Here is a 26,838-nt window from a genome sequence, read left to right on the forward strand (position 1 = left end):
GTTGGCCGCCGTTGTAGGGAGAGGGTAGCCGATTTGCCGCGACAGGCAACAGGCGGAGGGGCGTAACCGGAAGAGGCGGTTAGTACGGAGCGGCCCTTCGTGTCCAAATCGATGAAAGTTGAATGAGTCCGGAAGTGGGCGTATTTTTCGTTCCGTCGCGCTTCCCGAGCGCAACCATCGAGACGATCATGCCCAGCGACGACGCCCGCCCGCCGGAGGCCACCCCGGTTCCGCCCGCCAAGCCCCGCCTGCACGTCCTCGTGGTCGATCCCGACCCGGCGCTGGCCGGGCTGACGCGCGCCGCGCTCGACGGCTTCGCGCTGGACGGGGCGCCGGTGACGGTGCTGACCGCCGCCACCGCCGCCGAGGCGCGCGAGGCGCTGTACCGCAACCCCAGCACCGCCGCCGTCCTGCTGGAGCCGGTGCTGGACCCCGCGGCGGATGGGGTGCCGGAAGGGCTCGGCCTCATCGACCACATCCGCAAGGATCTCGGGAACAGCCGGGTCCGCATCCTGGTCTGCACCGCCCACCCCGGGCGGGCGCCGGAAGAGGAGGTGGTGGAGGGCCACGACGTCAGCGACTACCGCCTGAAGGACGGGCTGACGGCGCGCACGCTGCGCACCGCGGTGGTCCCGCGGCTGCGCGCCTTCACCAACCTGCAGACCCAGGCGGCCGGGCGCAAGGCGCTGGCCCGCATGCTGGTGGCGACCACCGGCCTGCTGGAGATGCGCACCCCGGACGTGCTGTTCCCCAACATCCTGCCGCGCGTCGTCGGGCTGCTGGGCATCGGGCGGCACGCCCTGCTGTGCATCCAGGGCGACACGCTGCCGCGCGACCGCCGCATCCGCGTGCGCGCCTCCACCGGGCGCTTCGCCAAGTGGAAGGACGTGGACGTCGCCGAGCTGGGCGAGCCCAACGTCGCCGCGGCGCTGGAGCGGCTGAGCCCGAGTTCCGAGACCATCGTCGAGCCGGGCTATTGCGCGCTGCGGCTGCGCGCCCATGGCGGGATCATCGGCATGATCTACGTCGAGGGCCACAACAACGAGGGCACCGCGCGCGAGTGGCAGCTGCTGGAGCTGTTCCGCAACAAATGCTCCATCGCCTTCGAGAACGCCCTGCTGTTCGAGGAGCTGAACACCGCCCAGAAGGCCACCGTGCTGGCCATGGGATCGCTCGCCGAATACAAGGACAACGCCGCCGCCGGCCACCTCCAGCGCATCGAGCGGCTGGTCGGCGACATCGCCCGCGAACTGCGCCTCCACGGCCGCTTCGCCGACGAGCTGGACGAGGAACTGGCGGAGAAGGTCGGGCTGGCCGCCCTGCTGCACGACGTCGGCATGCTGAGCGTGTCGGACGAGACGCTGGGCATCCCCGGCGAGCTGGCGAACAACGACATGGCGGCCATCCAGCGCCACACGCTGATCGGCCACCGCATCCTCAGCGAGGCGGCACTGCCCCTGCGCGGGCGCAGCCTGCTGTCCATCGCCGCGGAGATCGCCCGCTACCACCACGAGCGGTACGACGGGTCGGGCTACATGGAAGGGCTGCGCGGCGGGGCGATCCCGGTGTCGGCGCGGATCATGGCCGTGGCCGACGTGTTCGACGCCCTCATCACCGACCGCCAGTACCGCAAGGCCTGGGGGGTGGAGCACGCCATCACCTGGATCGCCGAGCGGGCGGGCAAGGACTTCGACCCACTGGTGGTCGAGGCGTTCCTGACGGTGGTCCGCCGCATCCAGGCCGAGGAGCCGGACTGGTTCCCCAAGCCGGAGGGCGGGAACCAGGGCCTGCTGGTGGCGGCGATCGGGCGCAAGCTGCGCGCCCTGTTCGGCAACCGCGCCGAACCGATCAACTGATCCCCGTCTCCGTATGATGGAACCGGACCGAACGGCCTTTCCCAAGTGGAAGGGCTGTTTCGCCGTCGTCCTGCGGTGTCGTCCTGCGGTGATGCCAGACGGTGCGACGCTGTGTCCAATGCTCTCATTATGGTTGCGCCATAAATACTATAGTGTACAAAAAATCGTGTTACTATGAATTATGCAACCGATGCCGCGGGCGCGCTCCTTGGCGGCGCTCCGTTGTGGTAATCGGGCGGCAGCATTTGGCGGAGCCGACCATGAAAGCCAGACATTTCTTTTCAAGCCTGCTGACCTCCTGCGCCCTGCTGTTGGGCGCGACGACGGCCCAGGCCGCCTACCCGGAGAAGCCGATCACCATGATCGTCGCCTATGGGGCGGGCGGATCGACCGACGTGACCGCGCGCATGCTGGCGCCCTTCATCGAGAAGTATCTGGGCGGCGGCGCGCGGATCGTGGTGATGAACCGCGGCGGCGCCGGGGGGAGATCGGCTTCGCGGCCATCGCCGACGCCACGCCGGACGGCTACACCATCGGCTTCATCAACACGCCGAACGTCGTCACCATCCCGATCGAGCGCAACGCCCGCTTCACGCTCGACCGGCTCGACCCGCTGGTCAACATCGTCGACGATCCGGGCATCATGACGGTCCACGGCGACAGCCCCTACAAGACGGTGGATGATCTGATCGCCCAGGCGAAGGCCAATCCGAACACCATCACGCTGGGCTCCACCGGCGTCGGGTCGGACGACCATCTGGCCATGCTGCTGCTCCAGCGGCAGGCCAACGTCCGCTTCACCCACGTGCCCTTTCCGGGCAGCGCGGAGAACTACCGGTCCATGCTCGGCCGCCACACCCAGGTCTGCGGCCAGAATCTGGGCGAGGGGCTGCGCGGCAAGGCCGGCGGCGACAACATCCGCGTTCTGGGCGTGATGAGCACGCAGCGCTGGGACATGGCGCCCGACCTGCCGACCTTCAAGGAACTGGGCTACAACATCACCATGGCGTCGCTGCGCGGCGTCGGCGCGCCGAAGGGCCTGCCTCCGGAGGTCCGCGCCAAGCTGATCGACGCGGTGACCAAGGCCGCCAACGACCCGGAGTTCCAGAGCAAGGCCCGCGACACCTACCAGCCGCTGCGCATCCTCGACTCCGAAGCCTTCTCGGCGGAGCTGAAGGAGCTGGACGGCGATTTCCGCAACCTGTGGCGCGAGTTCCCCTGGTTGAAGTGATTGGGCTGAAGTGATCGGGGGAGAGCGAACAGGACGGGCCGTATAGAAAAGGCCCCTCTTCCATGCGGAGGAGGGGCCTTTCTGTTGGGCGGTTCTGTTGGGCGGCGTCGGAGGACGCCACGGCGTCCTCCCCGCATCGGGCCGGGTCAGGCCGCGGTGATCCGGCCGATGAAGGCTTCGATCTCGTTGTCCAGCCGGTTGAAGCTGCGCGACAGCTCCTCCGTCGTGGTCTGGACGGCGCCGGCGGAATGGCCGGTGGTCTCCGCCGCCTGCTGCACCAGCCGCATTTCCTGGAGCACGGCCACCGTGTCGGTGGCGGCGCGCTGCGAACGCTCGCTGATGTCGCGGGTGGCGGCGTCCTGCTCCTCCACCGCCGCGGCGACGGTGCTGAGGGATTCGTCCACCTGCCGGATGGTGCTGACGATGGCGCGGATGGCGTTGACCGCCGCGGTGGTCGCCGCCTGCACCGCCGCGATCTCCGCGCCGATCTCGTCGGTGGCCTTGGCGGTCTGGTTGGCGAGGCTCTTGACCTCCTGCGCCACCACGGCGAAGCCCTTGCCGGCCTCGCCGGCGCGGGCCGCCTCGATGGTCGCGTTCAGCGCCAGCAGGTTGGTCTGGCCGGCGATGTTGTTGATCAGGCCGACCACCTCCTCGATCTTCCGGCTGGCCTCGCTGAGGCCCTGGACGATCGAATCGGTCCGCCCCGCCTCGTCCACCGCGCCGCGGGCGAGCTGGGTCGACTGGGTGATGGAGCGGGTGATCTCGTAGATGGAGGCGCGGAGCTGCTCGGCGCCGGCGGCGACGCTCTCCACCTCGCTGGTGGCCTCCTGCACGGCGTGGGCGACCGAGTCGCTGTGGTGGCTGGTCTGGCGGGCGTTCTCCAGCATGACGTTGGCTTCGCCGCGCATGGAGTTGGCGGAGCGCACCACCTCGCCCATCATCGCCTTGACCGACGCCTCCAGGTCGGCGGCGAGGCTGTTCATGGCCCGGCGCTGCTCTTCCGCGGCGCGGGTGCGCATGGCTTCCTGCTCGCGCGCCATCTCCTGGACGCGCAGCGCGTTCTCCTTGAAGACACGGACGGTGCGGGCCATCTGGCCGATCTCGTCGCCGCGCTCGGCGGCGGGCACCTCGTCCTCCAGCCGGCCCTGGGCCAGCCGTTCCATCACCGTGGTCAGTCGGACCACCGGACGGGCGATGTTGAAGCCGATGAACAGCGCCACGCCCACCGTGATCAGCAGGGCGACGATCGCCGAGGCGATGAAGGCCTGGGTGGTCGCGTCGACCGACGCGTTCACGTTGGCGTAGGCGTCGGCCGACTGCTGGCGCTGGTAGGTCAGGTAATCGCGCGAGGTGCCGTTCAGGCGCCCGTAGGCCGCCTGGACCTCCTGCAGGAAGTCGAGCGGATCGACGCCCATCTTCAGCAGGTCGAGGAAGCTGGTCACCTTCGCCTGATAGGCCGCGGTGTCGGAACCGAAGCGCTGGAGGATCTGCCCCTCCTCGTCGGTCGCGGCCGACTGGCCCTTCATCTTGTCCGCCTGGACCTTCAGCTTGGAAAGATGTTCGATCAGCGCCTTCGCCTCATCCTCGACCGCCTTGGGGGAGGCGTTGGCGGTGCTGAGGATCACCGTCCGGTAGAGGCCGGCGTGGGCGACGGTCAGCGTGTCGGTCAACGCCTGGACATCCGCTTCCCGCGTGAAGGAGCGGTTGAACAGCGTGTCCAGCAGGCGTGACTGTTCCGTGATGGCGGAGCCGCCGAGCAACGCGATGGCAAGCATGCCCAGGATCGCTGTCGCCGCCGGGATTCCCATTTTCGTGGGAATGTGGAGGTGATTGAGGAAAGTCATGGAGCACCTGCTTCAGCCATTGGCCGGTCCGTTGGCGCCGGATGGTCAGCCGGATGGTCATGGGGGCTGGAACCGCACCCGACGCCGGCCGGCGGCCGGCGGCGGGCGGTTTCGGGGATGGGCGGCACCCGGACGGAGCAATCCGCCGGGGTCGCGTCAGCCCCGGATCACTTCAGCCAGGGCGACGACTGCCACAGCGACTTCAGCTCGGTGTCGAGCTGCTTCAGCTCCGCCGCGAAGGCGTCGGGGCTGAGGACGCGCAGCGGCTGGAAGGTCTCCTTGGCCTCGGCCTTCGCGATGAACTCCGGATCGGTCGCCGCCTTGGTGACGGCGTCCACCAGCTTGGCGCGGATGTCGGCGGGCAGGCCCTTCGGCGCGCAGACGCCGCGCAGCGAGGCCATCAGCACCGGGTAGCCCTGTTCCGCGAAGGTCGGGATGTCCGGGGCGGCCTTCCAGCGCTCCTTGCTCATCACGCCGAGCACGCGGATCTGGTCGGAGGCCTGGCCGCGCAGCCCCTCGCCGAGATTCTGGCCGCTGATCTGGATCTTCTTGGCGAGCATCGCCTTGTAGTTGGCGGCGGAGCCGGAGAAGGGCACGTGGGTGAACTGAACGCCCGCCTGGCGCTGCACCAGCAGCATGGCGAGCTGGTCGTCCGAGCCCACGCCGGTGGTGCCGACGGTGACGGTGTTCGGGTTGGCCTTGGCGTGCTCCACGACGTCCTTCAGCGTCTTGAAGGTGCTGTCGCCGGGAACGCTCCACACGCCGGGGTCGTCGACGACGTTGACCAGCGGGTCCAGCCGGTCCGCCGAGAAGCGGGCCTGACGCTCGATCGGGATCGACACCATGTTCGGCGTGTTGCAGAAGCCGATGGAATAGCCGTCCGGCGTGGCGTCGGCGATGGCCGCGAAGCCGATCTCGCCGCCGGCGCCCGGCTTGTTCACCACCTCGATCCGGGCGCCGCCCAGGTGCTTCTCGATGAAGGGCGCCAGCAGGCGGGCGGTCACGTCGGTCGACCCGCCGGCGTCGTAGGCGACGACCACGGTGATCGCCTTCTCGGGATAGGCGGCCTGGGCCGTCGACAGCGCGGTCGTCGACATGGCCAGCGCCAGGGTCCCGGTCGCCAGCGCCAGGAACTTGCTGCGAATGATCATCTGGATGCCCTTCTTTCCTGCGGTATTGCGGAAGACCCCCTTGCCCGCGGACGCGGCGGGGTCCCGGGAGATCCCGCCCGTCCCGATGCGGACACAGGCTGGGACTCCTTTTCTGAAATTCTCGTAAAGATGGATCGGCGGGTATTTGTCGTCATTGAAACAAATCGGTCAGAAGCGGCACGAAAACCCGTCTCGTCCTTCGACAAGAGGGATGCATACTTCAGTATGTCTGTTTCCGTGGGTGGCCGATCCCCTCGCCGGCGCTGCGGCGGACTCCGATGGTGTGTCTCGGAAAAAGGAGCGGTTCATAGACCCAACGCCGTACAATCGATCCACTGAGGCGGTTTCGACGCCTCAGGGTGGAAGATACAACGTCGTTGTTCGTGCATCAATCGTGCTGACCGCGCTCATCACGCCGATATTGCGGTGATTTTCGAAGAATGCTTTCCATTCGGCGCATTCTTTGGGATTCCCGTGCGATCGGGCTTGGGTGACAAGCGTCAAATGGACGCATAATGAAACCGGCCTGCGGCGAAATGACCGCGTCAGCCCATCGCCACCATGAAGGCGACCGAAATCGAGATCGGGGACATCAGTGTGGACAGCAGGAGCGACATCGACACCAGCTCCCGCCCCGTCTGGTAGCGCTCGGCGAAGGCGTAGACGTTGACGCCGATGGGCAGCGCCGCCGCGGTCACGGCGGGGGCCAGCCAGTCCGGCGGCAGATGGAACACCTCCACCGCCAGCACCCAGGTCAGCACCGGGTGAAGGACGGTCTTCATCACCGCGAGGACCAGCGCCTGGCCGAACTTGCCCGACAGCTTCCCGAAGGACAGCGAGGTGCCCAGCGTGAAGCAGGCGCAGGGCAGGACGGTGGCCGCGGCGTAGTCCGCCGCCTTCATGACCGCGTCCGGCACATGGACGCCGCTCAGGTTGAAGCCCATGCCGACGACGATCGACAGGATCATCGGGCTGAGCAGGGTCGCCTTGACGGCGTTGACCGCGGCGGCGACCGGCCGTCCGCCCGCCGTCCGCTGCGCCTCGGCGATCATCGTCGCGGTGGTGAAGAGCAGCGGTGACTGGAACAGGATCAGCAGCATCACCGGGATGGCCACCGACGATCCGTAGGCGTCCATCAGGATCGGCGCGCCGAGCAGGCCGATGGAGGAGAAGGAGGGGGCGAAGCCGCCGATCGCCGCCTCGTCCCGCCGCCGGATGGACAGCATCCAGGCCGCACCCAACCCGAAGATGATGAAGGCCGCGACGAAGAAGGACGCCACGAAGCCCCATTCGATGGGATCGGGGATCTTCGCCTTGGCCATCGCCGCGAACAGCAGGGCGGGCAGGGCGTAGATGCCGAGAAAGCGCGACAGCCCCTGAGCCGCCGTGTTGCTGAAATTGCCCGATTTCCCGGCGTAGAAGCCGAGCGCGACCAGGACGAACATCGGCAGCACGATTTGAAAGATGAGCGTCATGGCGGCGGAAACCGGTCTTGGGGCGGCTCGAAGGGCTGTGCGGGTTGCCGGGGCGCGTGGTCCGGCGGATGCCGGGGGGCAGCGCCCGGGGGTCAGCGCAGGGTGGGCGTCTCGACGATTTCCGGTTCCGGCACGCCCAGCACCTCCATCAGCGACTTGCCGGCGTCGAGCTGCTGCGACCAGATCTTCTCCTTGGCCATCAGCTCCAGGCAGCGCCGCAGCACCTCGTCCATCACGGCCAGCGGCACCACGGTCACGCCGTCGTCGTCCCCGATGATCAGGTCGCCCGGGTTGACCACCATGCCGCCGACGCCGGCCGGCACGTCCATCTTGCCGCCGAAGGCCTTGTGCGGGCCGCGCGGGACCGAGCCCTTGGCGAAGACCGGAAAGCCGATGGTCCGGATTTCCTGGAGGTCGCGGACGGAGCCGTCGATCACCAGACCGCCCAGGCCGCGCGACTTGCAGCCGCGGACCACCCATTCGCCGGCCAGCGCCACCTCCTCCAGGCCGGCGCCGGCGACCACCACCACCTCGCCCGGCTCAGCCAGGCTGCAGGCGGTCAGCAGCATGCTGTTGTCGCCCGGCATCGACACGGCGGTGCGGGCCTGCCCGCAGATGCGCATGCCCGGGGCGCAGGGCTTGATCCGGGCGTCCATGCTCTGGCAGCGGTTCTGCACGTCGGACGCGATGCTGCTGGGGACCGTCTTCCAGATCTCCAGCATGTCCGGGGACAGGCGCGGAAAATTCACGATGTAGCGTTGCATAGCCATGGGGAGGACCTCGTCGTCTGGATGGTTTGCCGTCTGGGCTGGCTTATCGTCGGGGCTGTACGAAGCGGGGCTTGGAAGCGCGACCAGCGGCACCGCCGGTCGCAGCGCGACGACAGCGGAGCCGGTGACGATCAGGCGGGGGAGGGCCGGTGTTGCCGGAGCGGCGGACGCCGGCCGGACAGGAACGTCCTATCCGGGAAAGTCACGGGCTCGGCCCGTCCGACGCGACCAGACCATCCATGGTGCATACAACCCTAATCGGATAAAAGTTCTATTTGTTTCGTCTTTGAAGCTTAGTCCTTCCGGGGGTCATACGCAAGTAGGTTGCCAACGAGTAAATTTGTTCACGTCTTCATGTGCGGTATGTGCGACGCGAATAACCTACAAAGGCATGTCATTTGCTGAAGCCTGCGCCTTTAAATTGCGGCTTTCCGCGGCTGGCGCGCTGTATGGCTGCGTCGGTTCGGGGCTGGTGTGGTGGGGGAGGCGAGGGGCCGGTGGCGGCCGGTGGACGGGAACGGTCCAAACGCGGCGTTCCAGGCGGACTCGGTTTCAAAGCGACGGCGCCGGTTGCGAAAGCGCAACGCGCGGGGAGGCGGAAGGGAAAGGGGAGGCGGAAGGGAAAAACGAAAAAGGCCGGCACCCGAAGGTCCAGCCTTTCCATCAACCGTCCTGTTTCCCTCCGAAAGGCCACCGCCCCCGTCGGGAGAATGGAGCGGGCGAAGGGATTCGAACCCTCGACCCCAACCTTGGCAAGGTTGTGCTCTACCCCTGAGCTACGCCCGCGCTCCGTTTCGCTGCCGTTCGGACCGTTGTTCGGTGCCGTCCGGCGGCGTGCGGCGGACTATACTCATGGATCGGCGCAATGCAAGCGTCATGTTTCACTTTTCTCGGGCGCCCAAACAGATTTTCCCGGACGAATGTTTCCGGCGTCGCTAAAGATGACTCCATGGACACCCGCGACACCCCCGAGGGCAGGGCCGAGGAGCCGCTGCCGACGAGCCCGGAGCAGCTCCTGGAGCATCTCGCGGCGCTTGGCATCCGCACCGTGACCCACCGCCATCCGCCGCTGCACACGGTGGAGGAAAGCAAGGCGCTGCGCGGCGCGCTGCCCGGCGGCCATTGCAAGAACCTGTTCCTGAAGGACAAGAAGGAGCAGCACTGGCTGGTCGTCGCTCTGGAGGATGCGCGGGTCGAGCTGAACCGCTTCGACAAGGTGATCGGGTCGGCGCGGCTGTCCTTCGCCTCGGCCGACCGGCTGTGGCGGCATCTCGGCGTGCGGCCGGGTTCGGTCACACCCTTCTCCGTGGTCAACGACCGCGAGCGGCGGGTGAGGGTGGTGCTGCAGGAGCAGATGCTGGCCCACGACCCGCTGAACTACCACCCGCTGCTGAACGACCGCACCACCGCCATCGCCGCCGCGGACCTGCTGCGCTTCCTGCGGGCCGGCGGGCACGAGCCGCTGATCGTGCCCTTCGGCGAGGAGCCGCCGGACTCTCAGCCGACGCTTGCTTAACGCGCCCCGTGCGCTCATCTATCACGCGAGATCGCAAAGGGATACGTGACCGCCATGTTCTCCATTCCGCCCGCCAACAAGCCCGTCGCCGCCGGCGCCGCTCCCGCCGCCGCCGGTGACCTGATCAAGGACAGCAGCGACCGCGCCTTCATGGCCGACGTCATCGAGGCGTCGCAGTCCGTGCCGGTGATCGTCGATTTCTGGGCGCCCTGGTGCGGCCCGTGCAAGCAGCTCGGCCCGATCCTGGAAAAGACGGTGCTGGCCGCGAAGGGCAAGGTGCGGCTGGTCAAGATCGACACCGACAAGGACCCGATGATCGCCTCGCAGCTGCGCGTGCAGTCGATCCCGGCGGTCTACGCCTTCTTCCAGGGGCGTCCGGTCGACGGCTTCATGGGCGCCCTGCCGGAGTCGCAGGTGAAGGCCTTCGTGGAGAAGCTGCTGAAGCTGGCCGGTGCTGCGGGCGGCGGCGAGGGCGACATCCTGGAGGAGGCGCTGGCCCAGGCCAAGGAGGCGCTGGAGGCCGGCGACACCCAGACCGCGTCGGAGATCTACGGCGAGATCCTGCAGGCCGATCCGGAGAACCTGAACGCCGTGGCCTACGCCGGGCTGGTCCGCTGCCTGATCGTCAACGACGAGCTGGCCCGCGCCAAGCAGATGCTCGACAAGGTGCCCGAGCAGATCGCCAAGGACAAGGAGATCGCCGCGGTGCGCAGCGCGCTGGAGGTCGCCGAGCAGGCCGCCAACGCCGGCCCGATCCCGGAGCTGACGGAAAAGGTCGCCCGCAACGAGGACGACCACGAGGCCCGCTTCGACCTCGCGCTCGCCCTGTTCGCCGCCGGCAAGCGCGAGGCCGCGGTGGACGAGCTTCTGGAGCTGGTGCGCCGCGACCGCGCCTGGAACGACGAGGCCGCCCGCAAGCAGCTCGTCAAGTTCTTCGAGGCCTTCGGCCCGACCGACCCGCTGACGGTGCAGAGCCGCCGCCGCCTGTCCTCGATCCTGTTCCGCTGATCACGGAGGCCCGCGGCCCGGGGGCGACTCCGGGCCGCGAGTCCGTTTCGTTCGAGTCTGTTTCGTCGAAGGCCGCTTCGTTCGCCGTCGCTCTGTTCGTGGGCGCTCTGTTCGCCGTGTCCGGGGGTTCTATATTCGTCGCATGAGCCGGAACCCCATCGACCCGTCACCGGACCGCTTCCCGCGGCAGCTCCCGATCTTCCCGCTCGCGGGGGTCCTGTTGCTGCCGCGCGGGCGTCTGCCGCTGAACATCTTCGAGCCGCGCTACCTCGCGATGGTCGAGGACGCGTTGGCCGGCGACCGCATGATCGGCATGGTCCAGCCGACCGATCCGGCCTGCCGCCTGCGCGAGCCGGCGGTCTACGGCACCGGCTGCGCCGGACGCATCACCAGCTTCGCCGAGACCGAGGATGGCCGCTACCTGATCACCCTGACCGGGGTCAGCCGCTTCGCCATCATGCGGGAGCTGGACGGCCAGCGCGGCTACCGCCGGGTTGCCGCCGACTGGGACCGCTTCTCCGGCGACCTGATCGACCCGCTGGAGCGCGGCGGGGTCGACGGCGGCGGGCTGGATCGTGCGCGTCTGCTGGCCGGGCTGAAGGGCTATTTCAAGATGCAGGGGCTGTCGGTGGACTGGAAGGCCATCGACGGCACCCCGGACGAGCGGCTGGTCACCTCGCTGGCGATGATCTGCCCCTTCTCGCCCAGCGAAAAGCAGGCCCTTCTGGAGACGCCGGACCTGCCGGAGCGCGCGAAGCTCTTGATCGCCCTGGTCGAGATGGCCATTCTCGACGGCCATGAGGGCGACGGCGGCAACGCGCTGCGTCACTGACCGTTCCCTTCGACCGACACTGCACTTTCCGACTGCGAGGCCCGATCCATGAGCGCCCACCCCAACGACGACACGCCCGCCGACGGCAAGACGCAGGCGCGCGTCGATCCGAAGCTTCTGGAAATCCTCGTCTGCCCGCTGACCAAGGGGCCGCTGCGCTACGACGCCGAGCGCGCCGAGCTGATCAGCGACCGCGCCGGGCTGGCCTATCCGATCCGCGACGGCATTCCGATCATGCTGATCGACGAGGCCCGCAGCCTCGACGGGAAGCCGGGAGCCGCCTGATGTCCGACGAGCAATTCGCGTCGGACGCCTTCGGCACCAAGCACTGGCCGGTGGAAGTCCGGCTGAAGAAGGAGGAGAAGCGGCTGGAGGTCGATTTCGACAACGGCCAGACCTTCTCCTACCCGGCGGAGTTCCTGCGCGTCCACAGCCCGAGCGCCGAGGTGCAGGGCCACGGTCCCGGCCAGAAGCAGACCGTTTCGGCCCGCCGCCACGTCGGCATCATGAGCCTGGAGGCCATCGGCCATTACGCCCTGCGGATCGTCTTCGACGACCTGCACGACAGCGGCATCTACTCCTGGAAGCTGTTGTACGAGCTGGGCGAGGACCAGGAGCGCCTGTGGGCGGAGTATCTGGCGGAGTTGGAGGCCAAGGGCCTGAGCCGCGATCCCCGCGGCCGGCGCTGACGGGATGGAAAGGCGGGGTGCGGCATCCGGTCGCGGCCCCGCTGGTTTCCATGTGGCCTTTCCGGGCGCCGGGGTGTGGCGTGTTGCTCTTTCATGAAAAGGGCGTAGATAACGGCCCATCGACCGTTCCTCCGCCGCAGGATGACCGCCGTGACCGCGACCGACCCGACCGGCGCGACCGCCCGCCAAACCGCCGCGCCCAACACCGGTTCGGCGCCAGCGGGCGGTGCCGGGCTGCCGGTTCCCACCACGTCCGCGCCGGAAGATCCGCGCGATGATCCGCCACCCACGGAGCGTGGCTGGGGTGGATGGACGCGCGGCTATGGGCGGCGCGGCAGCGCGTTGCGGCAAAAGCTGGCCGCGCATCTGGCGGCCCGGCGGCGCAAGCGGCGCGCCTGGGCGCGCGACATCGCGCGGATCGTCCTGGTGGTGTCGATCATGGCGCTCGCCGCGCTGGCCGTGGAGATCGGGCGCAAGGCGGTCGTCGTTCTGAACCGCGCCGATCTGGGCGTCGTCCACCTGTTCGGGGTGCGCGGCTGAAGCGCTTGGTGTTCCCTCTCCCCTCCGGGGAGAGGGTTAGGGTGAGGGGGGTGAGCGCGGCAGTGCGTCCGGCAAAAGCGCATCCCCCTCACCGGCCCTCCGGGCCACCCTCTCCCCGGAGGGGAGAGGGCTAAGGATGGCGTGATCTCCTCAGGGCAGGATGACCACGTAGCGTTTCGTCGTGGTCTCCAAAACCTCCCACACGCCCTCGAAGCCGGGTTCCAGCGTGAAGCGGTCCCCCGGGCCGACGGTCCAGCGGCGCCCGTCGGCGTGGCTGATGGTGCTGGTGCCCTCCAGGATCTCGCAATGCTCCCACTCGTCGTAGACGATCCGCCAGGAGCCGGGGGTGGAGCGCCAGACCCCGGCGAAGCGTTTGCCGTCCGCCGACTCGTACTCGTTCCAGGTGGTGAAGACCGGCGCGCCGGACATGACGCGGTCGGGTGCCGGGCCGCCGGTCTCGGGCTCCACGGTGGGGCGGGCGGGGTCGGTCAGCAGGGCGAAGCTCATCACGGTCTCCCTTTCACCAGGTTCTTTTCACCAAGCGGCGAGCAGCGGCGGCAGGCCATGCAGGCTGTCGATGCGGCGGTAGTTCTCGGTGGGCGGTTCGGCCACCTCGTGCGCCCAGGTGACGTGGTAGGGCACATGGACGGCGTGGCCGCCGACGGCCAGCACCGGCAGGATGTCCGACCGCACGGAATTGCCCACCATGACGAAGCGCGCCGGGTCCACCCCGTGGCGGTCGAGCAGGCGGCGGTAGGTGGCCGGGTCCTTCTCGCTGACGATCTCGACGGCGTCGAACTTTCCAGCGAGGCCGGAGCGGGCGATCTTGCTTTCCTGGTCGAACAGGTCGCCCTTGGTGACGAGCAGAAGACGGTAGCGTCCGGACAGCCCCTCCACCACCTCCTGCACCCCGTCGAGCAGGTCGACCGGGTGTTCCAGCATCGCCTTGCCGAACTCGACGAGGCTCTGGATGTCCCGACCGCCGATGCGCCCGTCGGTCAGGTCCACCGCCGTCTCGATCATCGACAGGACGAAGCCCTTGATGCCGTAGCCGTAGACGCGGAGGTTCTCGCGCTCGGCCTGCAGCAGGCGCCGGTCGATGTCCGCGGGATCGGCCAGATGGTTGGTGAGCAGCGCGCGGAAGCGGTCCTGCGTCATCGAGAACAGGGACTCGTTGTGCCACAGCGTGTCGTCGCCGTCGAAGGCGATGGTGTCGATCATGGGAAGAACTCGGTGTCGGACGACGGTCGGATCAGAGGTAGGACGCCCCGCGGCGCCTGTCCAGCGCTCCGTTTCAAACCCGGTTTGTTGGTGAACTGCACAATTTGTGACGCCCAAAAGCTGTGCATTCGTCCATTATTCTTGCATCGGTGATATTCCTACGACAGCTATCGAGAAAGCTCACGGCTCGCATACCCACATGGCGGTGGCGGGTTTGCGCGGGATGAGCAATATTCTTTCTCACAAAGCGAGGGCGCGGCGGCCACTTCCGGCAGGCCCCCTCGGGACCTTCAAAGATAGGATGACCACCATGGCAATCGCTCTGCGCACGGCCCCCGCCGGCCGTACCCTGCGCCCTGCTCCGGTGGCGTATGTGCTGGACAGCGTTCTGGACACGTTCGCCCTGTGGCGGCAGCGCACCATCACCCGCCGCGAACTGGCTCGGCTGGACGACCGGATGCTGCACGACATCGGCATCTCCCAGATCGACGTCGAAGGTGAGATCAGCAAGCCGTTCTGGAAGGCTTGATGCCGCCGTTACGGCTGCGGGAGACCGCAAGGAAAAGGGCCGCCCCTGTCTAAGGGAGCGGCCCTTTTCGCGTTCGGGTCTCGGGGGTTCCACAAGCGGTTAAAAGAAAAGGCCACTCCTCCCGCAGGAAGAGTGGCCTTTTTCTTGGCCGAAACGCCGCCCGATCAGATGCAGATCTGCTGGAGCGGGGCGAAGCCGTTGAAGCAGACCGCCGAGTAGGTCGTCGTGTAGGCGCCCGTGGCGTGGATGCGCACGCGGTCGCCGGCCTTCAGGTCCATCGGCAGCTTGTACTCGGCGCGCTCGTAGAGCACATCGGCGCTGTCGCAGGTCGGGCCGGCCAGCACGACCGCCTCGGTGTCGCCTTCCCCGTCGTCCCCCATCACCTGGATCGGGTACTGGATCGCCTCGTCCATCGTCTCGGCGAGACCGCTGAACTTGCCGATGTCCAGATAGACCCAGCGCTTCACGTCATTGGCCGACTTGCGGGAGACGAGGACGACCTCGCTCTCGATGATGCCGGCGTTGCCGACCATGCTGCGGCCCGGCTCCACGATGGCTTCCGGCAGGCGGTTGCCGAAGTGGGTGCGCAGGGACTCGAAGATGGCTTGGCCGTAGGCGGTGGTCTCCGGCACGTCGGTGCGGTAGCGGGTCGGGAAGCCGCCGCCCAGGTTGATCATGCCGAGGTCGACGCCCAGCACCTCAAGCTCGCGGAACAGCTGCGCCACCTGGAAGATGGCGTGGTCCCACTGCATCAGGTCCTTCTGCTGCGAGCCGACGTGGAAGGACACGCCGTAGGGAACGACGTTCATGCCCTTGGCCTTCAGCAGCAGCTCGCGCGCCATGGCGAGGTCGCAGCCGAACTTGCGCGACAGCGGCCACTCGGCGCCCTCGCCGGAGGTCAGGATGCGGCAGAAGACGCGGGCGCCGGGGGCAGCGCGGGCGATCTTCTCCAGCTCCGCCTCGCTGTCGAAGGCGAACAGGCGCACGCCCAGCTCGAAGGCGCGGCGGATGTCCGCTTCCTTCTTGATGGTGTTGCCGTAGGAAATGCGCTCCGGCGCGCAGCCGGCGGCCAGAACCATCTGGATTTCCGGGACGCTGGCGGTGTCGAAGGCCGAGCCCAGACGGGTCAGCAGGCCGAGGATCTCCGGCGCCGGATTGGCCTTCACAGCGTAGAAGATCTTGGCGTCCGGGAGAGCTTCCTCCAGGTCGTGGTAGTTCGCTTCCACGACGTCCAGATCGACGACGAGGCACGGGGTCTGCGGACGCTGCTCTTCGAAAAAGCGCGCAATCTTATCGGTCATCTCAGTCTCCCGGACGCAAGATGAAGGTGTCGGACGAATTGTGAAAAAGCAGGGGCGGAGCGGCCGCGCGCTGCTGACCGGTCAAAAAGAAAAGACGGTCAGGCGCTCAGGCCGCCCATACTGGACTGCCGTGTCGCCTTGCGGGGAAGAGCTGAACGGGACAGAACCGGAAAGAGTCGGAGACGGGTGAGCCGGCGCCCACCCACAACAACATGAACCATCGTAACCTCCAAGACGCCGCCTTGCTTAAGGGACGGTCGGGGATCACGCGTTACGTCGTTGCATAACCACATCTCGAAAAGGACGAGGGGCGGGCCAGCGGCACGTGCGCTTGCGAGTTGCGGTTACATAGATCGAACCGGCCGCCTTTTAAAGTGAAAAATGCGACCGGGCGCAAAAAAGTAGCAAGCGTTACGCAAAGGTAAAAATAGGGAGGAATAACATGGACTTGAGTACGGCCATTCCGGTCTGGGACATGGCGGCCCGGCTGGCCGCGGCGGCGGTTTGCGGGGCGGCGCTGGGACTCGACCGTGAGATCCGGGGCAAGGCGGCAGGGCTGCGCACCCACACGTTGGTGGCCATCAGCGCGGCGGTGACCACCCTGGTTGCGCTGGAGCTTTACTGGGGCATGGCCGGGAAGGGGACCGGCGGGGGCGACATGGATCCCACCCGCGTCATCCAGGGCATCGCCCAGGCCATCGGCTTCATCAGCGCCGGAGTGATGTTCCGCGCCGGGACCACGGTGCGCGGGGCGACCACCGCGGCGGTGATCTGGATGGCCGGCGCGCTGGGCATCGCCTGCGGCGCCGGGTTCTACGTGCTGGCGGGGATGGCGCTGGCGCTCTGCCTCGCCGTCACCATCGTTTTCTCCTACGTCCTGCGCTGGATACCTGAGTCCGTCAAGTCCGAGGACTGACGAGAAGCCGGTGCGCCAGCGCGCCGCCGAGCGCGACCAGCCCGATCGCCGTCATCATGGGAAGCGGACTGTCCGCGTGGGAGTGGCCGAGGGCCACGCCGATCAGCGCCGCCACGGTCATCTGGACGAAGCCGACCAGCGAGGAGGCCAGCCCGGCCATCATCGGGTAGGGGCCGACCGCCCCGGCCATGGCGTTGGGCAGGGTCAGCCCGGCGCCCAGCATGAAAAGAAAGACGGGACCGACCACCGCCGCCAGATGCAGCACCCCGCCCAGCGCCAGCCCGACCCCGAGCAGCCCGCCGGCCAACGACACCGCCGTGCCGGTGCGGATCATCCGCGGTCCGCCCAGCCGCGCGCTCAGCCGCCCGGCCAGGAAGGAGCCCACCGCGTAGCCCAGCACCACCGCGGCGAAGCTTCCCCCGAACTGCGCGGGCGTCAGGTTCAGCCGCCCGATCAGCACGAAGCTGGACCCGGAAATGAAGGCGAAGATACCGCTGTAGGCGAAGGCCACCGTCAGCATCTGCCCGACGAAGCTGCGGTCGCGCAGCAGCAGCGCGTAGTTGGCGAGCAGTCGTCCGGGCTGCAGCGCCGTCTCGTCGCGGTTGGCGTTGGTCTCGCCCATCAGGGCCCAGGTGGCGGCCAGGATCAGCGCGGCGAAGCCCGTCAGCAGCAGGAAGTTGCTCCGCCAGCCGAACCACTCCGTCAGGACGCCGCCCAGGATCGGGCCGGCGGCGGGGGCCAACGTCATGGCCATCGCCATGTAGGCCAGCACCGTCGCCGCGCGGTCGCGCCCGAAGACGTCGCGCACCACCGCCCGCGCCACCACCGGGCCGCAGCAGGCGCCCAGCGCCTGGAAGAAGCGCGCGACGATCAGCGTCTCGATGTCGTCGGTCAGCGCGCAGGCCGCACTCGCCACCAGATAGATGAGGATGCCGCCGAGCAGGGCGGGCCGCCGCCCGAAGCGGTCGGACACCGGCCCGTAGACGAGCTGCGACACCGCGAAGCCGGCGAGGAAGACCGACAGGGTGAGCTGCACCGTGGCGATGTCCGTGTCGAACACGCTGACCAGGGTCGGCAGCGAGGGCAGGTAGAGGTCGGTGGACAGCGGACCGAAGGCGACGAGCGCCGTCAGCAGCACGCGGACGGTCAGGGAATCGGGACGGGGCATGGAGAGGGTCGGGCCGGGAACAATGGGGGAGGCGCACTCTAGCAGAGGCTTGGCGCGACCCCGTCACGGCGTTTCGGCATGACCGTCATTTGCAGGTGAAACCATTTCCGCGTCCTCGCCGCTTCCCTCGCCGTAGCGCAGCAGCCGCGCGCCGTTGGCCTTCAGCCAGAGGCGCGGCGTGCGCACGTCGCCGGTCAGCTGCGCGCACAGCGTCCAGAATCGCTGGGAGTGGTTCATCTCGCGCAGATGCGCCACCTCGTGCCCCACCACGTAATCCAGCACGGACTCCGGCGTCAGGATCAGCCGCCAGGAGAAGGAGAGCCGCCCGGTGGCCGAGCAGCTTCCCCAGCGGCTCTTGGTGTCGCGCACGGTGACGGCGGCGACCCGCGCGCCGATCAGCGCGGCCTTGGCGCGCGACCGCTCGGCCAGCTCGCGCCGCGCCTCCGCCATCAGGAAGTCGCGCACCCGGCGGGCGACATGCTCCGCCCGGCCGCCGACCAGGATCGCGCCGTCCTCCCGCCGGGTCGCCCCGCGCAGGTCCGGGCTGTGGCGGATGAGGTGGTCGATTCCGAGATAGGGCACCACCGCCCCGTCGGCGAAGGGCAACTGCGGCGGCAGGGCGGCCAGCCGCGCCCGCACCCAGCCGTCGTGCCGCCCGACGAAGCGCAGCGCCTCCGCTTCTGGAACGCCCACCGGGATCACCACCTGGATCAAGCCGCGCCCGGCGTCCACCCGCAGGGTCATGCGGCGGGCGCGGGCGCTTTCCCGCAACTCCAGCGGCACGGGCAGCCCGGCGACCGCCAGGGCGCGCGGCGCCTTGGGGCGGGGGGACGGGGGTTTGGAGGGCTGGGATTTGCGGCGGAAGAACATACCTGTCTTATAGCCCGCGTGGCCCGCCGGGGCCAATGGGGGCGTGCTCTTTCGCATTCAAACGGAATTTGTCCCAAGTGAGATTTGCATGTGATATTTGACTTGGAGGCCCAAGTGGCCGGATAAATGCGCTGTAATTCCAGTCCTTGTGGTGAAGTCGTGGCCGAGTATACCGGAAAGAACTCAACCGAAAGTCATATGACGGATCGTGCGATCTGGCTTGAGGCTCTGGTCTCCGCCAACGGCGCCGCTCACGCTCTTCTTGGGCTGGACGCGCGGCTTCTCGTCGTCAACCAAGCCTTTGCGGCGGCCTTCGGCTGCCTGCCGGAGGAGGTGGAGGGCAAGGGCCTAGCCGATCTGGATGTTCCCGCGGCCATCGTCGCCCAGGTCGAGGCGCAGGTCCGACGCGTCGTCCTCACCGGGACCCCGGCGTCGGCCTTCGGCCTGCTGCCCCGGGGCGAGATGGTGCTGAGCCCGGTGCGCGACGCGGACGGGATCGTCACCGCGGTCGCCGCCATCGCCGACACCAACGCCGCCGCCCTGGCCGCCGCCCGCGCCGAGGCCGAGCGGGCGAAGGCCGAGACCGAGCGGGTCCGCCAGGAGGCCGAGACGGGCCGCACCGCCATCGGTCGTTTCCTGTCCGCCGCCAGCCACGACCTGCGCCAGCCCTTCCAGGCCATGCATCTCTTCCACCATCTGCTGATGGGGCGCCTGACCGATCCCGGCGCGCGCGACCTCGGCGAGAAGCTGGAGATGTCGATCGAGGCGGCCGAAGGGCTGCTGCGCGCCCTGCTGGACGTGTCGAAGCTGGAGGCCGGGCTGGTCCGGATGCAGGAGCAGACCTTCCCCATCGACGAGACGCTGGGCCGCCTGCTCAACGAATTCGCGCCGGAGGCCGACGCCAAGGCCCTGCGCTTCAACGTCCGCCCCGCGGACGCGGAGGTGAGCACCGACCCGGTTCTGCTGGAGCAGCTTCTGCGCCCGATCCTGTCCAACGCCCTGCGCTTCACCGAGTCGGGCGGCGTGCTTCTGGCGGCGCGGCGGCGCGGTGCTGCGCTGCGCATCGAGGTGTGGGACACCGGCCTCGGCATCGCCCCCGCCGACCAGTCGGCGATCTTCGACGACTTCCGCCAGCTCGGCAACCCGAACCGCGACCGCCGGCACGGGCTGGGGCTCGGCCTCGCCATTGTGCGGCGCCTTGCGACGCTGCTGGGCTTGACGGTTTCGCTGCGCTCGGTGCCCGGCAAGGGCTCCGTCTTCGCGGTGGACGTCCCCTTGGCGGCGGCGAGCGCCGCGGAACGGCCGGTCGAGAGCAGCAGCGCGGCGTGACGGGGCGGGGAGCACGTTTCCTCCCTCCCACCGAACGAACAGAGAGCGCCGTCCTCGCTTGCGCTTGCCGACCCGTCCATCGGCGCCGCACCGGACGTCCATGGAGCGCGCATACTTCCTCCGAAGGCCGGGGGCTGTTCACGGCCCGTCGGCCCCGACGTCATGGTCTGGGTGCCCCATGGGCGCGGCCCGGGATCGGAGGGGAGCATGCATCGCGAAGCAGGGTGCCGGCTGGCCGGCTGTCTGGCGGGGATGACGATGGCCGCCTTCGCCGTCCTGCCCGCCGCCGCGCAGACGACGAGCCTGGAGTGGGATCAGCGTGGCTGCGTCTTCGGGCCGCGGCCCGGCCTGGACCGGCTGGTGCCCGGCTACAACCCCGGTGCGCAGCCCTACTACTGCCCACCCCCTGCCGCGCTGTATCCCGCGCCGCCGGTCGCGGCCCCGACGGCGTCGCACTATCTGTCGGCACCGAGCCGGTCCTACTGCCTGCTGCGTTCCTCCGGCCTGATGGGGGACAGCCTGTCGCAACTGGCCGGGTCGCTGTGCCGCGACGACGCCGCGTTGTGGGCGCTCGCCCAAACATGGCACCCCGAGAGATGACGTAAGGGTGATAGTCCGTACTGATACGTACGGCTGATTGACAGCCTCCCCCTCTATCCTTAAGGCTTGCAAAAAAGAAACACACATGCGGGGAGGAAAACCATCGATGCCGGCGCAACATCCGCCACCGACTTAAGTCCCGTTCCATGCCTTACGCAGGACCGACGTTGCAACCGCGAGGAGCGGGTGCGGCGCGCCCCTGCGCGCGTGTTCCGGACACGTCACCAAATCTTCACAAGACCGTCGCGGGACCGCAACCCGCGCCCTGCATGTCAGCACATCACGCAATCGATTGGTTCCAGGGAGAGACCACCATGCTGACCCGCCGCAAGCTTGCCGTCTCGACGGCCGCCTTCGCGCTCGCCGCCGGTTTCACCGGCGCCGCCCACGCCCAGCAGAAGACCGTCGTCGAATTCTGGCACGGTCTGCCCCAGCCGCTCGGCGGCCAGCTCGAGCAGGTGGTGAAGGGCTTCAACGACAGCCAGGACAAGGTCCAGGTCAACCCGACCTTCAAGGGCAGCTATCCGGAGACGATGCAGGCGGCCATCGCCGCCTTCCGTGCCGGCAACGCCCCGCACGTCGTGCAGATGTTCGAGGTCGGCACCGCCACCATGCTGTCCGCCGGCCCGGCCATCAAGCCGGTGCACCAGCTGATGAGCGAGACGGGGTCGGGCCTCGACGCCGCGGCCTACATCCCGGCGGTCCGGGGCTATTACAGCTCCAAGGACGGCAAGATGATGGCCCTGCCGTTCAACAGCTCCACCACCATCACCTTCTACAACAAGGACGCCTTCCAGAAGGCCGGGCTCGACCCCAACAAGCCGCCGGCGACCTGGCCGGAGGTGGCCGACGCGGCGCGCAAGCTGAAGGCGGCCGGCGTGACCTGCCCGATGACCTTCTCCTGGCCGACCTGGACCCAGTTCGAGCAGGTCGGCGCGCTGCACGACAAGCCCTTCGCGTCGGAGGCCAACGGCTTCGGCGGGCTGAACGCCACGCTGAAGATCAACGACCCGTTCTTCGTGAAGCATCTCCAGACGCTGATCGACCTGCAGAAGGAAGGCGCGCTGCGCTACGGCGGCCGGGACAACGCCGCCGACTCGCTGTTCCCGTCGGGTGAATGCGCGATGATCCAGGCCTCGTCGGGCCTGCGCGGACGCATCGTCAAGGAGGCCAAGTTCAACTGGGGCGCCGCGCCGCTGCCCTACTGGCCGGACGCCATCTCCTCGCCGAAGAACTCGATCATCGGCGGCGCCGCCTTCTGGGTGATGACCTCGCCCAAGCGCACCGCCGACGAGTACAAGGCCGTCGCCGCCTTCTTCAGCTACCTCGCCCGTCCGGAGGTGGACGCCAAGTGGCACATGGACACCGGCTACGTCCCGGTGACGCTCCAGGGCTTCGAGCTGGCGAAGAAGGAAGGCTTCTACGACAAGAACCCCGGCGCCGAGGTGCCGGCGGAGCAGCTGACCCGCACCGCCACCACGGAGAACACCATGGGACTGCGGCTGGGCAACCTGCCGGAAATCCGCAACATCATCCAGGAGGAGATGGAGAAGGCGTTCCAGGGCCAGCAGACCGCCCAGCAGGCGCTGGACAACGCGGTGAAGCGCGGCGACACGGTCCTGCGCAACTTCGAGCGCGCCAACAAGAACTGAGTGGCGCGGCGGTTCGTCCCCCTCTCCCGTCCCGGGAGAGGGTGCCCGCGTAGCGGGCGGGTGAGGGTCGTACGAAGATCAAGGCGGTGTCCTTGGCAGCACCCTCACCCTTCCCACGCCTGCGGCGCGGGCCCCTTCCCTCTCCCGGGGCGGGAGAGGGCTGAAAGAACCGGAGACAACCAAGGGATTCCATGCAACGTCGCGTGATTTTCGACAACAAGGCGCTGCCCTACCTGCTGCTGGCGCCGCAGGTGGCGGTGACGCTGATCTTCTTCATCTGGCCGGCGGCGCAGGCGCTGTGGCAGTCCGTGCATCTCCAGGACGCCTTCGGGCTGCGCAGCCAGTTCGTCGGGCTGGAGAATTTCGAGGCGGTGCTGAGCGACCCGAACTATCTGGAGACGGTGAAGACCACCATCGTCTTCAGCGTGTCGGTGACCGTGCTGTCGCTGGGCTCCGCGCTGGGGCTGGCGGTGCTGGCCGATTCGAAGATCCGGGCGGCGTCGGCCTACAAGACGCTGCTGATCTGGCCGTACGCGCTGGCCCCCGCGGTGGCGGCGGTGCTGTGGATGTTCATCTTCAACCCGGACATCGGCATCCTGGGCCGCGCGCTGAACAATCTCGGCTACGCCTGGGACTACCGGCTGAACGACGGGCAGGCGATGACCATGGTCATCCTGGCGGCGAGCTGGAAGCAGGTCTCCTACAACTTCATCTTCTTCCTGGCCGGTCTCCAGGCGATCCCGCGCTCCGTCCTTGAGGCGGCGAGCATCGACGGGGCCGGGGCACTGCGCCGCTTCTGGACGATCACCTTCCCGCTGCTGTCGCCGACGACCTTCTTCCTGCTGGTGGTCGATGTCGTCTACGCCTTCTTCGAGACCTTCGGCACGATCCACGCCCTGACCCACGGCGGGCCGGGCAAGGCGACCGAGACGCTGATCTTCCGCGTCTACCAGGACGGCGTGGTCAACCACGACCTCGGCGGCTCCTCGGCGCAGTCGGTGATCCTGATGGTCATCGTCATCGCGCTGACCGCCATCCAGTTCCGCTTCGTCGAGCGCAAGGTGCATTACTCATGACCCGCGACCGCGACACCCCGCGCTCCGGCGGGCGCCTGATGGACATGGTCCCGCACCTGATCCTGATGCTGGGCGTCCTGATCTTCGCCTTCCCGATCTACGTGACGATCATCGGCTCGACCTGGGACGCCGCGACCATCGGGCGCGGCAACCTGCCGCTGACGCCCGGCGGGGAGATGCTGAACAACTACGCCTCGGCCTGGAGCGAATCGCAGGGCAACCGCGTCATGCACACGCCCGTGCGCATCATGATGTGGAACAGCCTGATCATGGCGCTGGTCATCGCGCTGGGCAAGATCGCCATCTCGATCATCTCGGCCTACGCGGTGGCCTTCTTCCGCTTTCCGCTGCGCATGGCCTTCTTCTGGATGATCTTCATCACGCTGATGCTGCCGGTCGAGGTCCGCATCATCCCGACCTACGAGGTGGTGGCCAACCTCGGCCTGATCGACAGCTACGCCGGGCTGACCATCCCACTGATCGCCTCGGCCACGGCGACGCTACTGTTCCGGCAGTTCTTCCTGACCATCCCGGACGAGCTGGTGGAGGCGGCGAAGATCGACGGGGCGGGCGCGCTGCGCTTCTTCCTGGACGTGGTGCTGCCCCTGTCGCGCACCAACATCGCGGCGCTGTTCGTCATCCTCTTCATCTACGGCTGGAACCAGTATCTCTGGCCGCTGCTGATCACCAACAGCGCGGAGATGGAGACGGTGGTCATCGGCATCACCAAGATGATCGGCAACGGCGAGGCCGCGACCGACTGGAACCTCATCATGGCGACGACGGTGCTGGCCATGCTGCCGCCGGTGGCGGTGGTCGTGCTGATGCAGCGCTGGTTCGTCAAAGGCCTTGTGGACAGCGAGAAATAAGAAATGGCAACGGTCGATCTGAATCAGGTCCGCAAGTCCTACGGCTCCGTCGAGGCCATCAAGGGCATCGACATCAGCGTCGCGGATGGGGAGTTCCTCGTGCTGCTCGGCCCCTCGGGCTGCGGCAAATCCACGCTGCTGCGCATGGTCGCCGGGCTGGAGAGCATCACCGGCGGCGAGATCGCCATCGGCGGGCGGGTGGTCAACGGGCTGGAGCCCAAGGACCGCGACATCGCCATGGTGTTCCAGAACTACGCGCTCTACCCGCACATGAGCGTGTTCGACAACATGGCCTACGGGCTGAAGATCCGCGGCCTGCCCAAGGCGGAGATCCAGGCGCGCGTGGCCAAGGCCGCGGAAATCCTGGAGCTTGGCCGCTTCCTCGACCGCCGGCCCAGCCAGCTGTCGGGCGGGCAGCGGCAGCGCGTTGCCATGGGCCGCGCCATCGTGCGCGAGCCCGCCGCCTTCCTGTTCGACGAGCCGCTGTCCAACCTGGACGCCAAGCTGCGCACCCAGATGCGCGTCGAGATCAAGCGGCTTCAGGACCGGCTGGGCATCACCAGCCTCTACGTGACGCACGACCAGGTGGAAGCGATGACGCTCGCCGACCGCATCCTGGTGATGAACCACGGGGTGGCGGAGCAGGTCGGCACGCCGCTGGAGGTCTACCAGCGCCCGGCCAGCCTGTTCGTGGCCGGCTTCATCGGGTCGCCGCCGATGAACATTCTGGACGCGCGCTTCGACGGCGCGGGGCAGGCGGTGGCGCTGCCCGGCGGCACCGCCTTCCTCCTGCCGCGCCCGCGGCCCGACATGGCCGGGCGGCCGGTCAAGCTGGGCGTGCGGCCGGAGCATCTCGCCCCAGAGCATTCGGGCACGCCCGGCGACGGGCCGCTGATCGTCACGGTGGAACTGGTGGAGGCCCTGGGCGCCGACACGGTGGTCTACGGCCGCCTGCCGGACGGCGAGGCGCTGGTGGTCCGGGTCGCCGGCCTGCCGTCCTGCCGCGAGGGCGAGACCTTGCGCGTCGGTGCTCCGCCCGACGCCCTGCACCTGTTCGACGCGGAGAGCGGGCGGCGGCTGCCGGATTGAACGGGCCGGTTGCATTCGCTGCCGCCCATGCTCCACTGTCGATCCGTCATGTCCCGCCGGAAACAAGGATAAGAAACGCCATGAAGCTCTACCTGAAGCCGGGCGCCTGCTCGCTGTCGCCGCACATCGTCCTGCGCGAAAGCGGCTTGGCCTTCGACGTCGCGGCCGTCGACCTCGTCGCCAAGAAACTGGAGGACGGCAGCGATTTCCTGGCCGTCAACCCGAAGGGCCAAGTGCCGACGCTGGCCTTCGACGACGGCGCCGTCCTGACCGAGGGCGCGGCGATCGTTCAGTGCATCGCCGACCGCGTGCCGGAGAGCGGCCTGCTGCCGGCCGTCGGGACGATGGAGCGCTACCGCGTGCTGGAATGGCTGAACTTCATCGGCACGGAACTGCACAAGACTTTCAGCCCGCTGTTCCGCGCGACCACGCCGGACGCCTTCAAGGAGATCGCCAAGCAGACGCTGGCCGCCAAGTTCGCGGTGGTGGAGGCTGGGCTGGCCGGCAAGGACTACCTGACGGGCGACCGCTTCACGGTGGCCGACGCCTATTGCTTTACGGTGCTGCGCTGGGCGCCGCGGGTCGGCCTGCCGCTGGACGGCTGCCCGAACATCACCGCCTACATGGCCCGCGTCGCCGCGCGCCCGGCGGTGGCTGCGGCGCTGGCGGCCGAAGGGATCGCCTGACTCACCTGTTCGATCCCGGGACAGCCGGTGATTGCCCGAGTAGACTGCTTGGGCAATCACCAGCAGGGAGGGGGGCTTCGGCTCCCGTGAGCATGAGCGCAACCGACCGCAAACCCGTTCCGCCCTTCCACCTTGCCTTTCCCGTCCGCGACAAGGAGGAGGCGCGCGCCTTCTACGCCGGCCTGCTGGGCTGCGGGGTGGGGCGGGAATCCGACCGCTGGATCGACTTCGACCTCTACGGCCATCAGGTGGTGGCCCACGTGACCGAGGATGCCGGGACCCGGGCCACCAACCCGGTCGATGGCGAGGACGTGCCGGCCAGCCATTTCGGCGTGATCCTGGACTGGGACGACTGGCACGCGCTGGCCGACAGGTTGAAGGCCGAAGGCGTGCGATTCCTCATCGAGCCGCAGATCCGCTTCAAGGGGCAGGTCGGCGAGCAGGCCACCATGTTCTTCCTCGACCCGAGCGGGAACGCCCTGGAGTTCAAGAGCTTCCAGGACATGGGGCAGATTTTCGCGCGGTGACACCGGCGGCAATGCTTCGACGCCATCGGCATTTCCTTCACCCCGGAGGGGAAGATCCGGCCCAGGCCCACGGTCCGATTTTCCCCTCCGCAT

27 protein-coding genes and 1 tRNA gene are annotated in these 26,838 nt (G+C 68.2%); 18 read left to right on the forward strand and 10 right to left on the reverse strand.

What is annotated here, in order from left to right; genetic code table 11:
- The first annotated feature begins 188 nt into the window (after positions 1-188).
- Positions 189-1,856: an HD-GYP domain-containing protein gene (locus tag ACWPN5_RS02380; RefSeq protein WP_492294036.1), complete on the forward strand. Its 1,668-nt coding sequence runs from the start codon at positions 189-191 to the stop codon at positions 1,854-1,856.
- 208 nt (positions 1,857-2,064) lie between these two features.
- The gene (locus tag ACWPN5_RS02385) at positions 2,065-3,087 is read left to right on the forward strand and encodes a tripartite tricarboxylate transporter substrate binding protein (protein ID WP_492294038.1); all 1,023 of its coding nucleotides are present in this window, start codon (positions 2,065-2,067) and stop codon (positions 3,085-3,087) included.
- A 146-nt stretch (positions 3,088-3,233) separates the two neighbouring features.
- On the opposite strand, the gene ACWPN5_RS02390 is transcribed toward ACWPN5_RS02385, so the two are convergent.
- The 5 genes from ACWPN5_RS02390 to ACWPN5_RS02410 all read right to left on the reverse strand — a co-directional run bounded on the left by ACWPN5_RS02390 (position 3,234) and on the right by ACWPN5_RS02410 (position 9,113).
- Positions 3,234-4,862, reverse strand: coding sequence for a methyl-accepting chemotaxis protein (locus ACWPN5_RS02390; protein WP_492294040.1), 1,629 nt, complete (start codon positions 4,860-4,862; stop codon positions 3,234-3,236).
- A 236-nt stretch (positions 4,863-5,098) separates the two neighbouring features.
- Positions 5,099-6,082: a Bug family tripartite tricarboxylate transporter substrate binding protein gene (locus ACWPN5_RS02395; RefSeq protein WP_145682427.1), complete on the reverse strand. Its 984-nt coding sequence runs from the start codon at positions 6,080-6,082 to the stop codon at positions 5,099-5,101.
- A gap of 545 nt (positions 6,083-6,627) precedes the next feature.
- Positions 6,628-7,557 (reverse strand): AEC family transporter, encoded by a 930-nt coding sequence (locus tag ACWPN5_RS02400; protein ID WP_200477426.1) that lies wholly within the window; start codon positions 7,555-7,557, stop codon positions 6,628-6,630.
- Positions 7,558-7,649: 92 nt separating this feature from the next.
- Positions 7,650-8,327: an RraA family protein gene (locus tag ACWPN5_RS02405; RefSeq protein WP_014238571.1), complete on the reverse strand. Its 678-nt coding sequence runs from the start codon at positions 8,325-8,327 to the stop codon at positions 7,650-7,652.
- A 711-nt stretch (positions 8,328-9,038) separates the two neighbouring features.
- Positions 9,039-9,113, reverse strand: a tRNA-Gly gene (locus ACWPN5_RS02410).
- 163 nt (positions 9,114-9,276) lie between these two features.
- Between ACWPN5_RS02410 and ACWPN5_RS02415 the strand changes: the two genes are divergently transcribed.
- From ACWPN5_RS02415 to ACWPN5_RS02440, 6 genes are all read left to right on the forward strand, one after another.
- The gene (locus tag ACWPN5_RS02415; RefSeq protein ID WP_038529754.1) at positions 9,277-9,843 is read left to right on the forward strand and encodes a prolyl-tRNA synthetase associated domain-containing protein; all 567 of its coding nucleotides are present in this window, start codon (positions 9,277-9,279) and stop codon (positions 9,841-9,843) included.
- Positions 9,844-9,897: 54 nt separating this feature from the next.
- Positions 9,898-10,851 (forward strand): tetratricopeptide repeat protein, encoded by a 954-nt coding sequence (locus tag ACWPN5_RS02420; RefSeq protein WP_492294043.1) that lies wholly within the window; start codon positions 9,898-9,900, stop codon positions 10,849-10,851.
- Positions 10,852-10,993: 142 nt separating this feature from the next.
- Complete coding sequence (locus tag ACWPN5_RS02425; RefSeq protein WP_492294045.1) at positions 10,994-11,683, forward strand: LON peptidase substrate-binding domain-containing protein; 690 nt, start codon at positions 10,994-10,996, stop codon at positions 11,681-11,683.
- A 48-nt stretch (positions 11,684-11,731) separates the two neighbouring features.
- Positions 11,732-11,968, forward strand: coding sequence for a Trm112 family protein (locus tag ACWPN5_RS02430; RefSeq protein WP_492294047.1), 237 nt, complete (start codon positions 11,732-11,734; stop codon positions 11,966-11,968).
- Positions 11,968-12,372 carry a gamma-butyrobetaine hydroxylase family protein gene (locus tag ACWPN5_RS02435; protein WP_200477428.1) on the forward strand — a complete coding sequence of 135 codons (405 nt, stop codon included), beginning with the start codon at positions 11,968-11,970 and terminating at the stop codon, positions 12,370-12,372. Before ACWPN5_RS02430 ends, ACWPN5_RS02435 begins: the two co-directional genes overlap by 1 nt.
- A gap of 150 nt (positions 12,373-12,522) precedes the next feature.
- On the forward strand, positions 12,523-12,912 hold the full coding sequence (locus ACWPN5_RS02440; RefSeq protein ID WP_492294049.1) for a hypothetical protein: 390 nt from the start codon (positions 12,523-12,525) through the stop codon (positions 12,910-12,912).
- Between the two features lie 150 nt (positions 12,913-13,062).
- On the opposite strand, the gene ACWPN5_RS02445 is transcribed toward ACWPN5_RS02440, so the two are convergent.
- Together ACWPN5_RS02445 and ACWPN5_RS02450 are read right to left on the reverse strand one after the other, a co-directional pair.
- Complete coding sequence (locus ACWPN5_RS02445) at positions 13,063-13,419, reverse strand: cupin domain-containing protein (RefSeq protein WP_492294051.1); 357 nt, start codon at positions 13,417-13,419, stop codon at positions 13,063-13,065.
- 27 nt (positions 13,420-13,446) lie between these two features.
- A complete protein-coding gene (locus ACWPN5_RS02450; RefSeq protein ID WP_492294053.1) occupies positions 13,447-14,133 on the reverse strand; it encodes an HAD family hydrolase in 687 nt (228 codons plus the stop codon).
- Positions 14,134-14,443: 310 nt separating this feature from the next.
- Between ACWPN5_RS02450 and ACWPN5_RS02455 the strand changes: the two genes are divergently transcribed.
- Positions 14,444-14,662 carry a DUF1127 domain-containing protein gene (locus tag ACWPN5_RS02455; RefSeq protein WP_014238561.1) on the forward strand — a complete coding sequence of 73 codons (219 nt, stop codon included), beginning with the start codon at positions 14,444-14,446 and terminating at the stop codon, positions 14,660-14,662.
- 164 nt (positions 14,663-14,826) lie between these two features.
- On the opposite strand, the gene ACWPN5_RS02460 is transcribed toward ACWPN5_RS02455, so the two are convergent.
- Entirely contained in the window at positions 14,827-15,963 is a 1,137-nt protein-coding gene (locus tag ACWPN5_RS02460) for a type III PLP-dependent enzyme (RefSeq protein ID WP_035669307.1), read from the reverse strand.
- A 442-nt stretch (positions 15,964-16,405) separates the two neighbouring features.
- Between ACWPN5_RS02460 and ACWPN5_RS02465 the strand changes: the two genes are divergently transcribed.
- Positions 16,406-16,879, forward strand: coding sequence for an MgtC/SapB family protein (locus tag ACWPN5_RS02465; protein ID WP_200477431.1), 474 nt, complete (start codon positions 16,406-16,408; stop codon positions 16,877-16,879).
- On the opposite strand, the gene ACWPN5_RS02470 is transcribed toward ACWPN5_RS02465, so the two are convergent.
- Both ACWPN5_RS02470 and ACWPN5_RS02475 read right to left on the reverse strand, forming a co-directional pair.
- The gene (locus tag ACWPN5_RS02470; RefSeq protein WP_492294055.1) at positions 16,863-18,047 is read right to left on the reverse strand and encodes a multidrug effflux MFS transporter; all 1,185 of its coding nucleotides are present in this window, start codon (positions 18,045-18,047) and stop codon (positions 16,863-16,865) included. The genes ACWPN5_RS02465 and ACWPN5_RS02470 overlap by 17 nt on opposite strands.
- 63 nt (positions 18,048-18,110) lie before the next feature.
- Complete coding sequence (locus tag ACWPN5_RS02475) at positions 18,111-18,917, reverse strand: M48 family metallopeptidase (protein WP_492294057.1); 807 nt, start codon at positions 18,915-18,917, stop codon at positions 18,111-18,113.
- 198 nt (positions 18,918-19,115) lie between these two features.
- On the opposite strand from ACWPN5_RS02475, the gene ACWPN5_RS02480 reads away from it, so the two are divergent.
- The 8 genes from ACWPN5_RS02480 to ACWPN5_RS02515 all read left to right on the forward strand — a co-directional run bounded on the left by ACWPN5_RS02480 (position 19,116) and on the right by ACWPN5_RS02515 (position 26,745).
- Positions 19,116-20,246: a PAS domain-containing sensor histidine kinase gene (locus ACWPN5_RS02480; RefSeq protein ID WP_200477434.1), complete on the forward strand. Its 1,131-nt coding sequence runs from the start codon at positions 19,116-19,118 to the stop codon at positions 20,244-20,246.
- Between the two features lie 207 nt (positions 20,247-20,453).
- Positions 20,454-20,846 carry a hypothetical protein gene (locus ACWPN5_RS02485; RefSeq protein ID WP_145682416.1) on the forward strand — a complete coding sequence of 131 codons (393 nt, stop codon included), beginning with the start codon at positions 20,454-20,456 and terminating at the stop codon, positions 20,844-20,846.
- 314 nt (positions 20,847-21,160) lie between these two features.
- A complete protein-coding gene (gene ugpB / locus ACWPN5_RS02490; RefSeq protein ID WP_145682415.1) occupies positions 21,161-22,498 on the forward strand; it encodes a sn-glycerol-3-phosphate ABC transporter substrate-binding protein UgpB in 1,338 nt (445 codons plus the stop codon).
- Between the two features lie 191 nt (positions 22,499-22,689).
- A complete protein-coding gene (ugpA, locus tag ACWPN5_RS02495) occupies positions 22,690-23,574 on the forward strand; it encodes a sn-glycerol-3-phosphate ABC transporter permease UgpA (protein WP_145677226.1) in 885 nt (294 codons plus the stop codon).
- Entirely contained in the window at positions 23,571-24,443 is an 873-nt protein-coding gene (gene ugpE / locus ACWPN5_RS02500) for a sn-glycerol-3-phosphate ABC transporter permease UgpE (RefSeq protein WP_145677228.1), read from the forward strand. The genes ugpA and ugpE overlap by 4 nt, the downstream gene beginning before the upstream one ends.
- Before the next feature lie 3 nt (positions 24,444-24,446).
- Positions 24,447-25,532 carry a sn-glycerol-3-phosphate import ATP-binding protein UgpC gene (locus ACWPN5_RS02505; RefSeq protein ID WP_492294061.1) on the forward strand — a complete coding sequence of 362 codons (1,086 nt, stop codon included), beginning with the start codon at positions 24,447-24,449 and terminating at the stop codon, positions 25,530-25,532.
- Between the two features lie 80 nt (positions 25,533-25,612).
- A complete protein-coding gene (gene gstA / locus ACWPN5_RS02510) occupies positions 25,613-26,218 on the forward strand; it encodes a glutathione transferase GstA (RefSeq protein WP_492294063.1) in 606 nt (201 codons plus the stop codon).
- Between the two features lie 92 nt (positions 26,219-26,310).
- Positions 26,311-26,745 carry a VOC family protein gene (locus ACWPN5_RS02515; protein WP_145682411.1) on the forward strand — a complete coding sequence of 145 codons (435 nt, stop codon included), beginning with the start codon at positions 26,311-26,313 and terminating at the stop codon, positions 26,743-26,745.
- Positions 26,746-26,838: the final 93 nt, after the last annotated feature.

This window comes from Azospirillum sp. UENF 211521 (genome assembly GCF_058780535.1).

What these genes read in the sequence shown, in the direction of transcription:
- ACWPN5_RS02380 (WP_492294036.1), top strand. Translation starts at nt 189, where the DNA reads ATGCCCAGCGACGACGCCCGCCCGCCGGAGGCCACCCCGGTTCCGCCC.
- ACWPN5_RS02390 (WP_492294040.1), bottom strand. Translation starts at nt 4,862, where the DNA reads ATGCTTGCCATCGCGTTGCTCGGCGGCTCCGCCATCACGGAACAGTCA.
- ACWPN5_RS02395 (WP_145682427.1), bottom strand. Translation starts at nt 6,082, where the DNA reads ATGATCATTCGCAGCAAGTTCCTGGCGCTGGCGACCGGGACCCTGGCG.
- ACWPN5_RS02400 (WP_200477426.1), bottom strand. Translation starts at nt 7,557, where the DNA reads ATGACGCTCATCTTTCAAATCGTGCTGCCGATGTTCGTCCTGGTCGCG.
- ACWPN5_RS02405 (WP_014238571.1), bottom strand. Translation starts at nt 8,327, where the DNA reads ATGGCTATGCAACGCTACATCGTGAATTTTCCGCGCCTGTCCCCGGAC.
- ACWPN5_RS02415 (WP_038529754.1), top strand. Translation starts at nt 9,277, where the DNA reads ATGGACACCCGCGACACCCCCGAGGGCAGGGCCGAGGAGCCGCTGCCG.
- ACWPN5_RS02420 (WP_492294043.1), top strand. Translation starts at nt 9,898, where the DNA reads ATGTTCTCCATTCCGCCCGCCAACAAGCCCGTCGCCGCCGGCGCCGCT.
- ACWPN5_RS02425 (WP_492294045.1), top strand. Translation starts at nt 10,994, where the DNA reads ATGAGCCGGAACCCCATCGACCCGTCACCGGACCGCTTCCCGCGGCAG.
- ACWPN5_RS02430 (WP_492294047.1), top strand. Translation starts at nt 11,732, where the DNA reads ATGAGCGCCCACCCCAACGACGACACGCCCGCCGACGGCAAGACGCAG.
- ACWPN5_RS02435 (WP_200477428.1), top strand. Translation starts at nt 11,968, where the DNA reads ATGTCCGACGAGCAATTCGCGTCGGACGCCTTCGGCACCAAGCACTGG.
- ACWPN5_RS02445 (WP_492294051.1), bottom strand. Translation starts at nt 13,419, where the DNA reads ATGAGCTTCGCCCTGCTGACCGACCCCGCCCGCCCCACCGTGGAGCCC.
- ACWPN5_RS02450 (WP_492294053.1), bottom strand. Translation starts at nt 14,133, where the DNA reads ATGATCGACACCATCGCCTTCGACGGCGACGACACGCTGTGGCACAAC.
- ACWPN5_RS02455 (WP_014238561.1), top strand. Translation starts at nt 14,444, where the DNA reads ATGGCAATCGCTCTGCGCACGGCCCCCGCCGGCCGTACCCTGCGCCCT.
- ACWPN5_RS02460 (WP_035669307.1), bottom strand. Translation starts at nt 15,963, where the DNA reads ATGACCGATAAGATTGCGCGCTTTTTCGAAGAGCAGCGTCCGCAGACC.
- ACWPN5_RS02465 (WP_200477431.1), top strand. Translation starts at nt 16,406, where the DNA reads ATGGACTTGAGTACGGCCATTCCGGTCTGGGACATGGCGGCCCGGCTG.
- ACWPN5_RS02470 (WP_492294055.1), bottom strand. Translation starts at nt 18,047, where the DNA reads ATGCCCCGTCCCGATTCCCTGACCGTCCGCGTGCTGCTGACGGCGCTC.
- ACWPN5_RS02475 (WP_492294057.1), bottom strand. Translation starts at nt 18,917, where the DNA reads ATGTTCTTCCGCCGCAAATCCCAGCCCTCCAAACCCCCGTCCCCCCGC.
- ACWPN5_RS02480 (WP_200477434.1), top strand. Translation starts at nt 19,116, where the DNA reads ATGACGGATCGTGCGATCTGGCTTGAGGCTCTGGTCTCCGCCAACGGC.
- ACWPN5_RS02485 (WP_145682416.1), top strand. Translation starts at nt 20,454, where the DNA reads ATGCATCGCGAAGCAGGGTGCCGGCTGGCCGGCTGTCTGGCGGGGATG.
- ugpB (WP_145682415.1), top strand. Translation starts at nt 21,161, where the DNA reads ATGCTGACCCGCCGCAAGCTTGCCGTCTCGACGGCCGCCTTCGCGCTC.
- ugpA (WP_145677226.1), top strand. Translation starts at nt 22,690, where the DNA reads ATGCAACGTCGCGTGATTTTCGACAACAAGGCGCTGCCCTACCTGCTG.
- ugpE (WP_145677228.1), top strand. Translation starts at nt 23,571, where the DNA reads ATGACCCGCGACCGCGACACCCCGCGCTCCGGCGGGCGCCTGATGGAC.
- ACWPN5_RS02505 (WP_492294061.1), top strand. Translation starts at nt 24,447, where the DNA reads ATGGCAACGGTCGATCTGAATCAGGTCCGCAAGTCCTACGGCTCCGTC.
- gstA (WP_492294063.1), top strand. Translation starts at nt 25,613, where the DNA reads ATGAAGCTCTACCTGAAGCCGGGCGCCTGCTCGCTGTCGCCGCACATC.
- ACWPN5_RS02515 (WP_145682411.1), top strand. Translation starts at nt 26,311, where the DNA reads ATGAGCGCAACCGACCGCAAACCCGTTCCGCCCTTCCACCTTGCCTTT.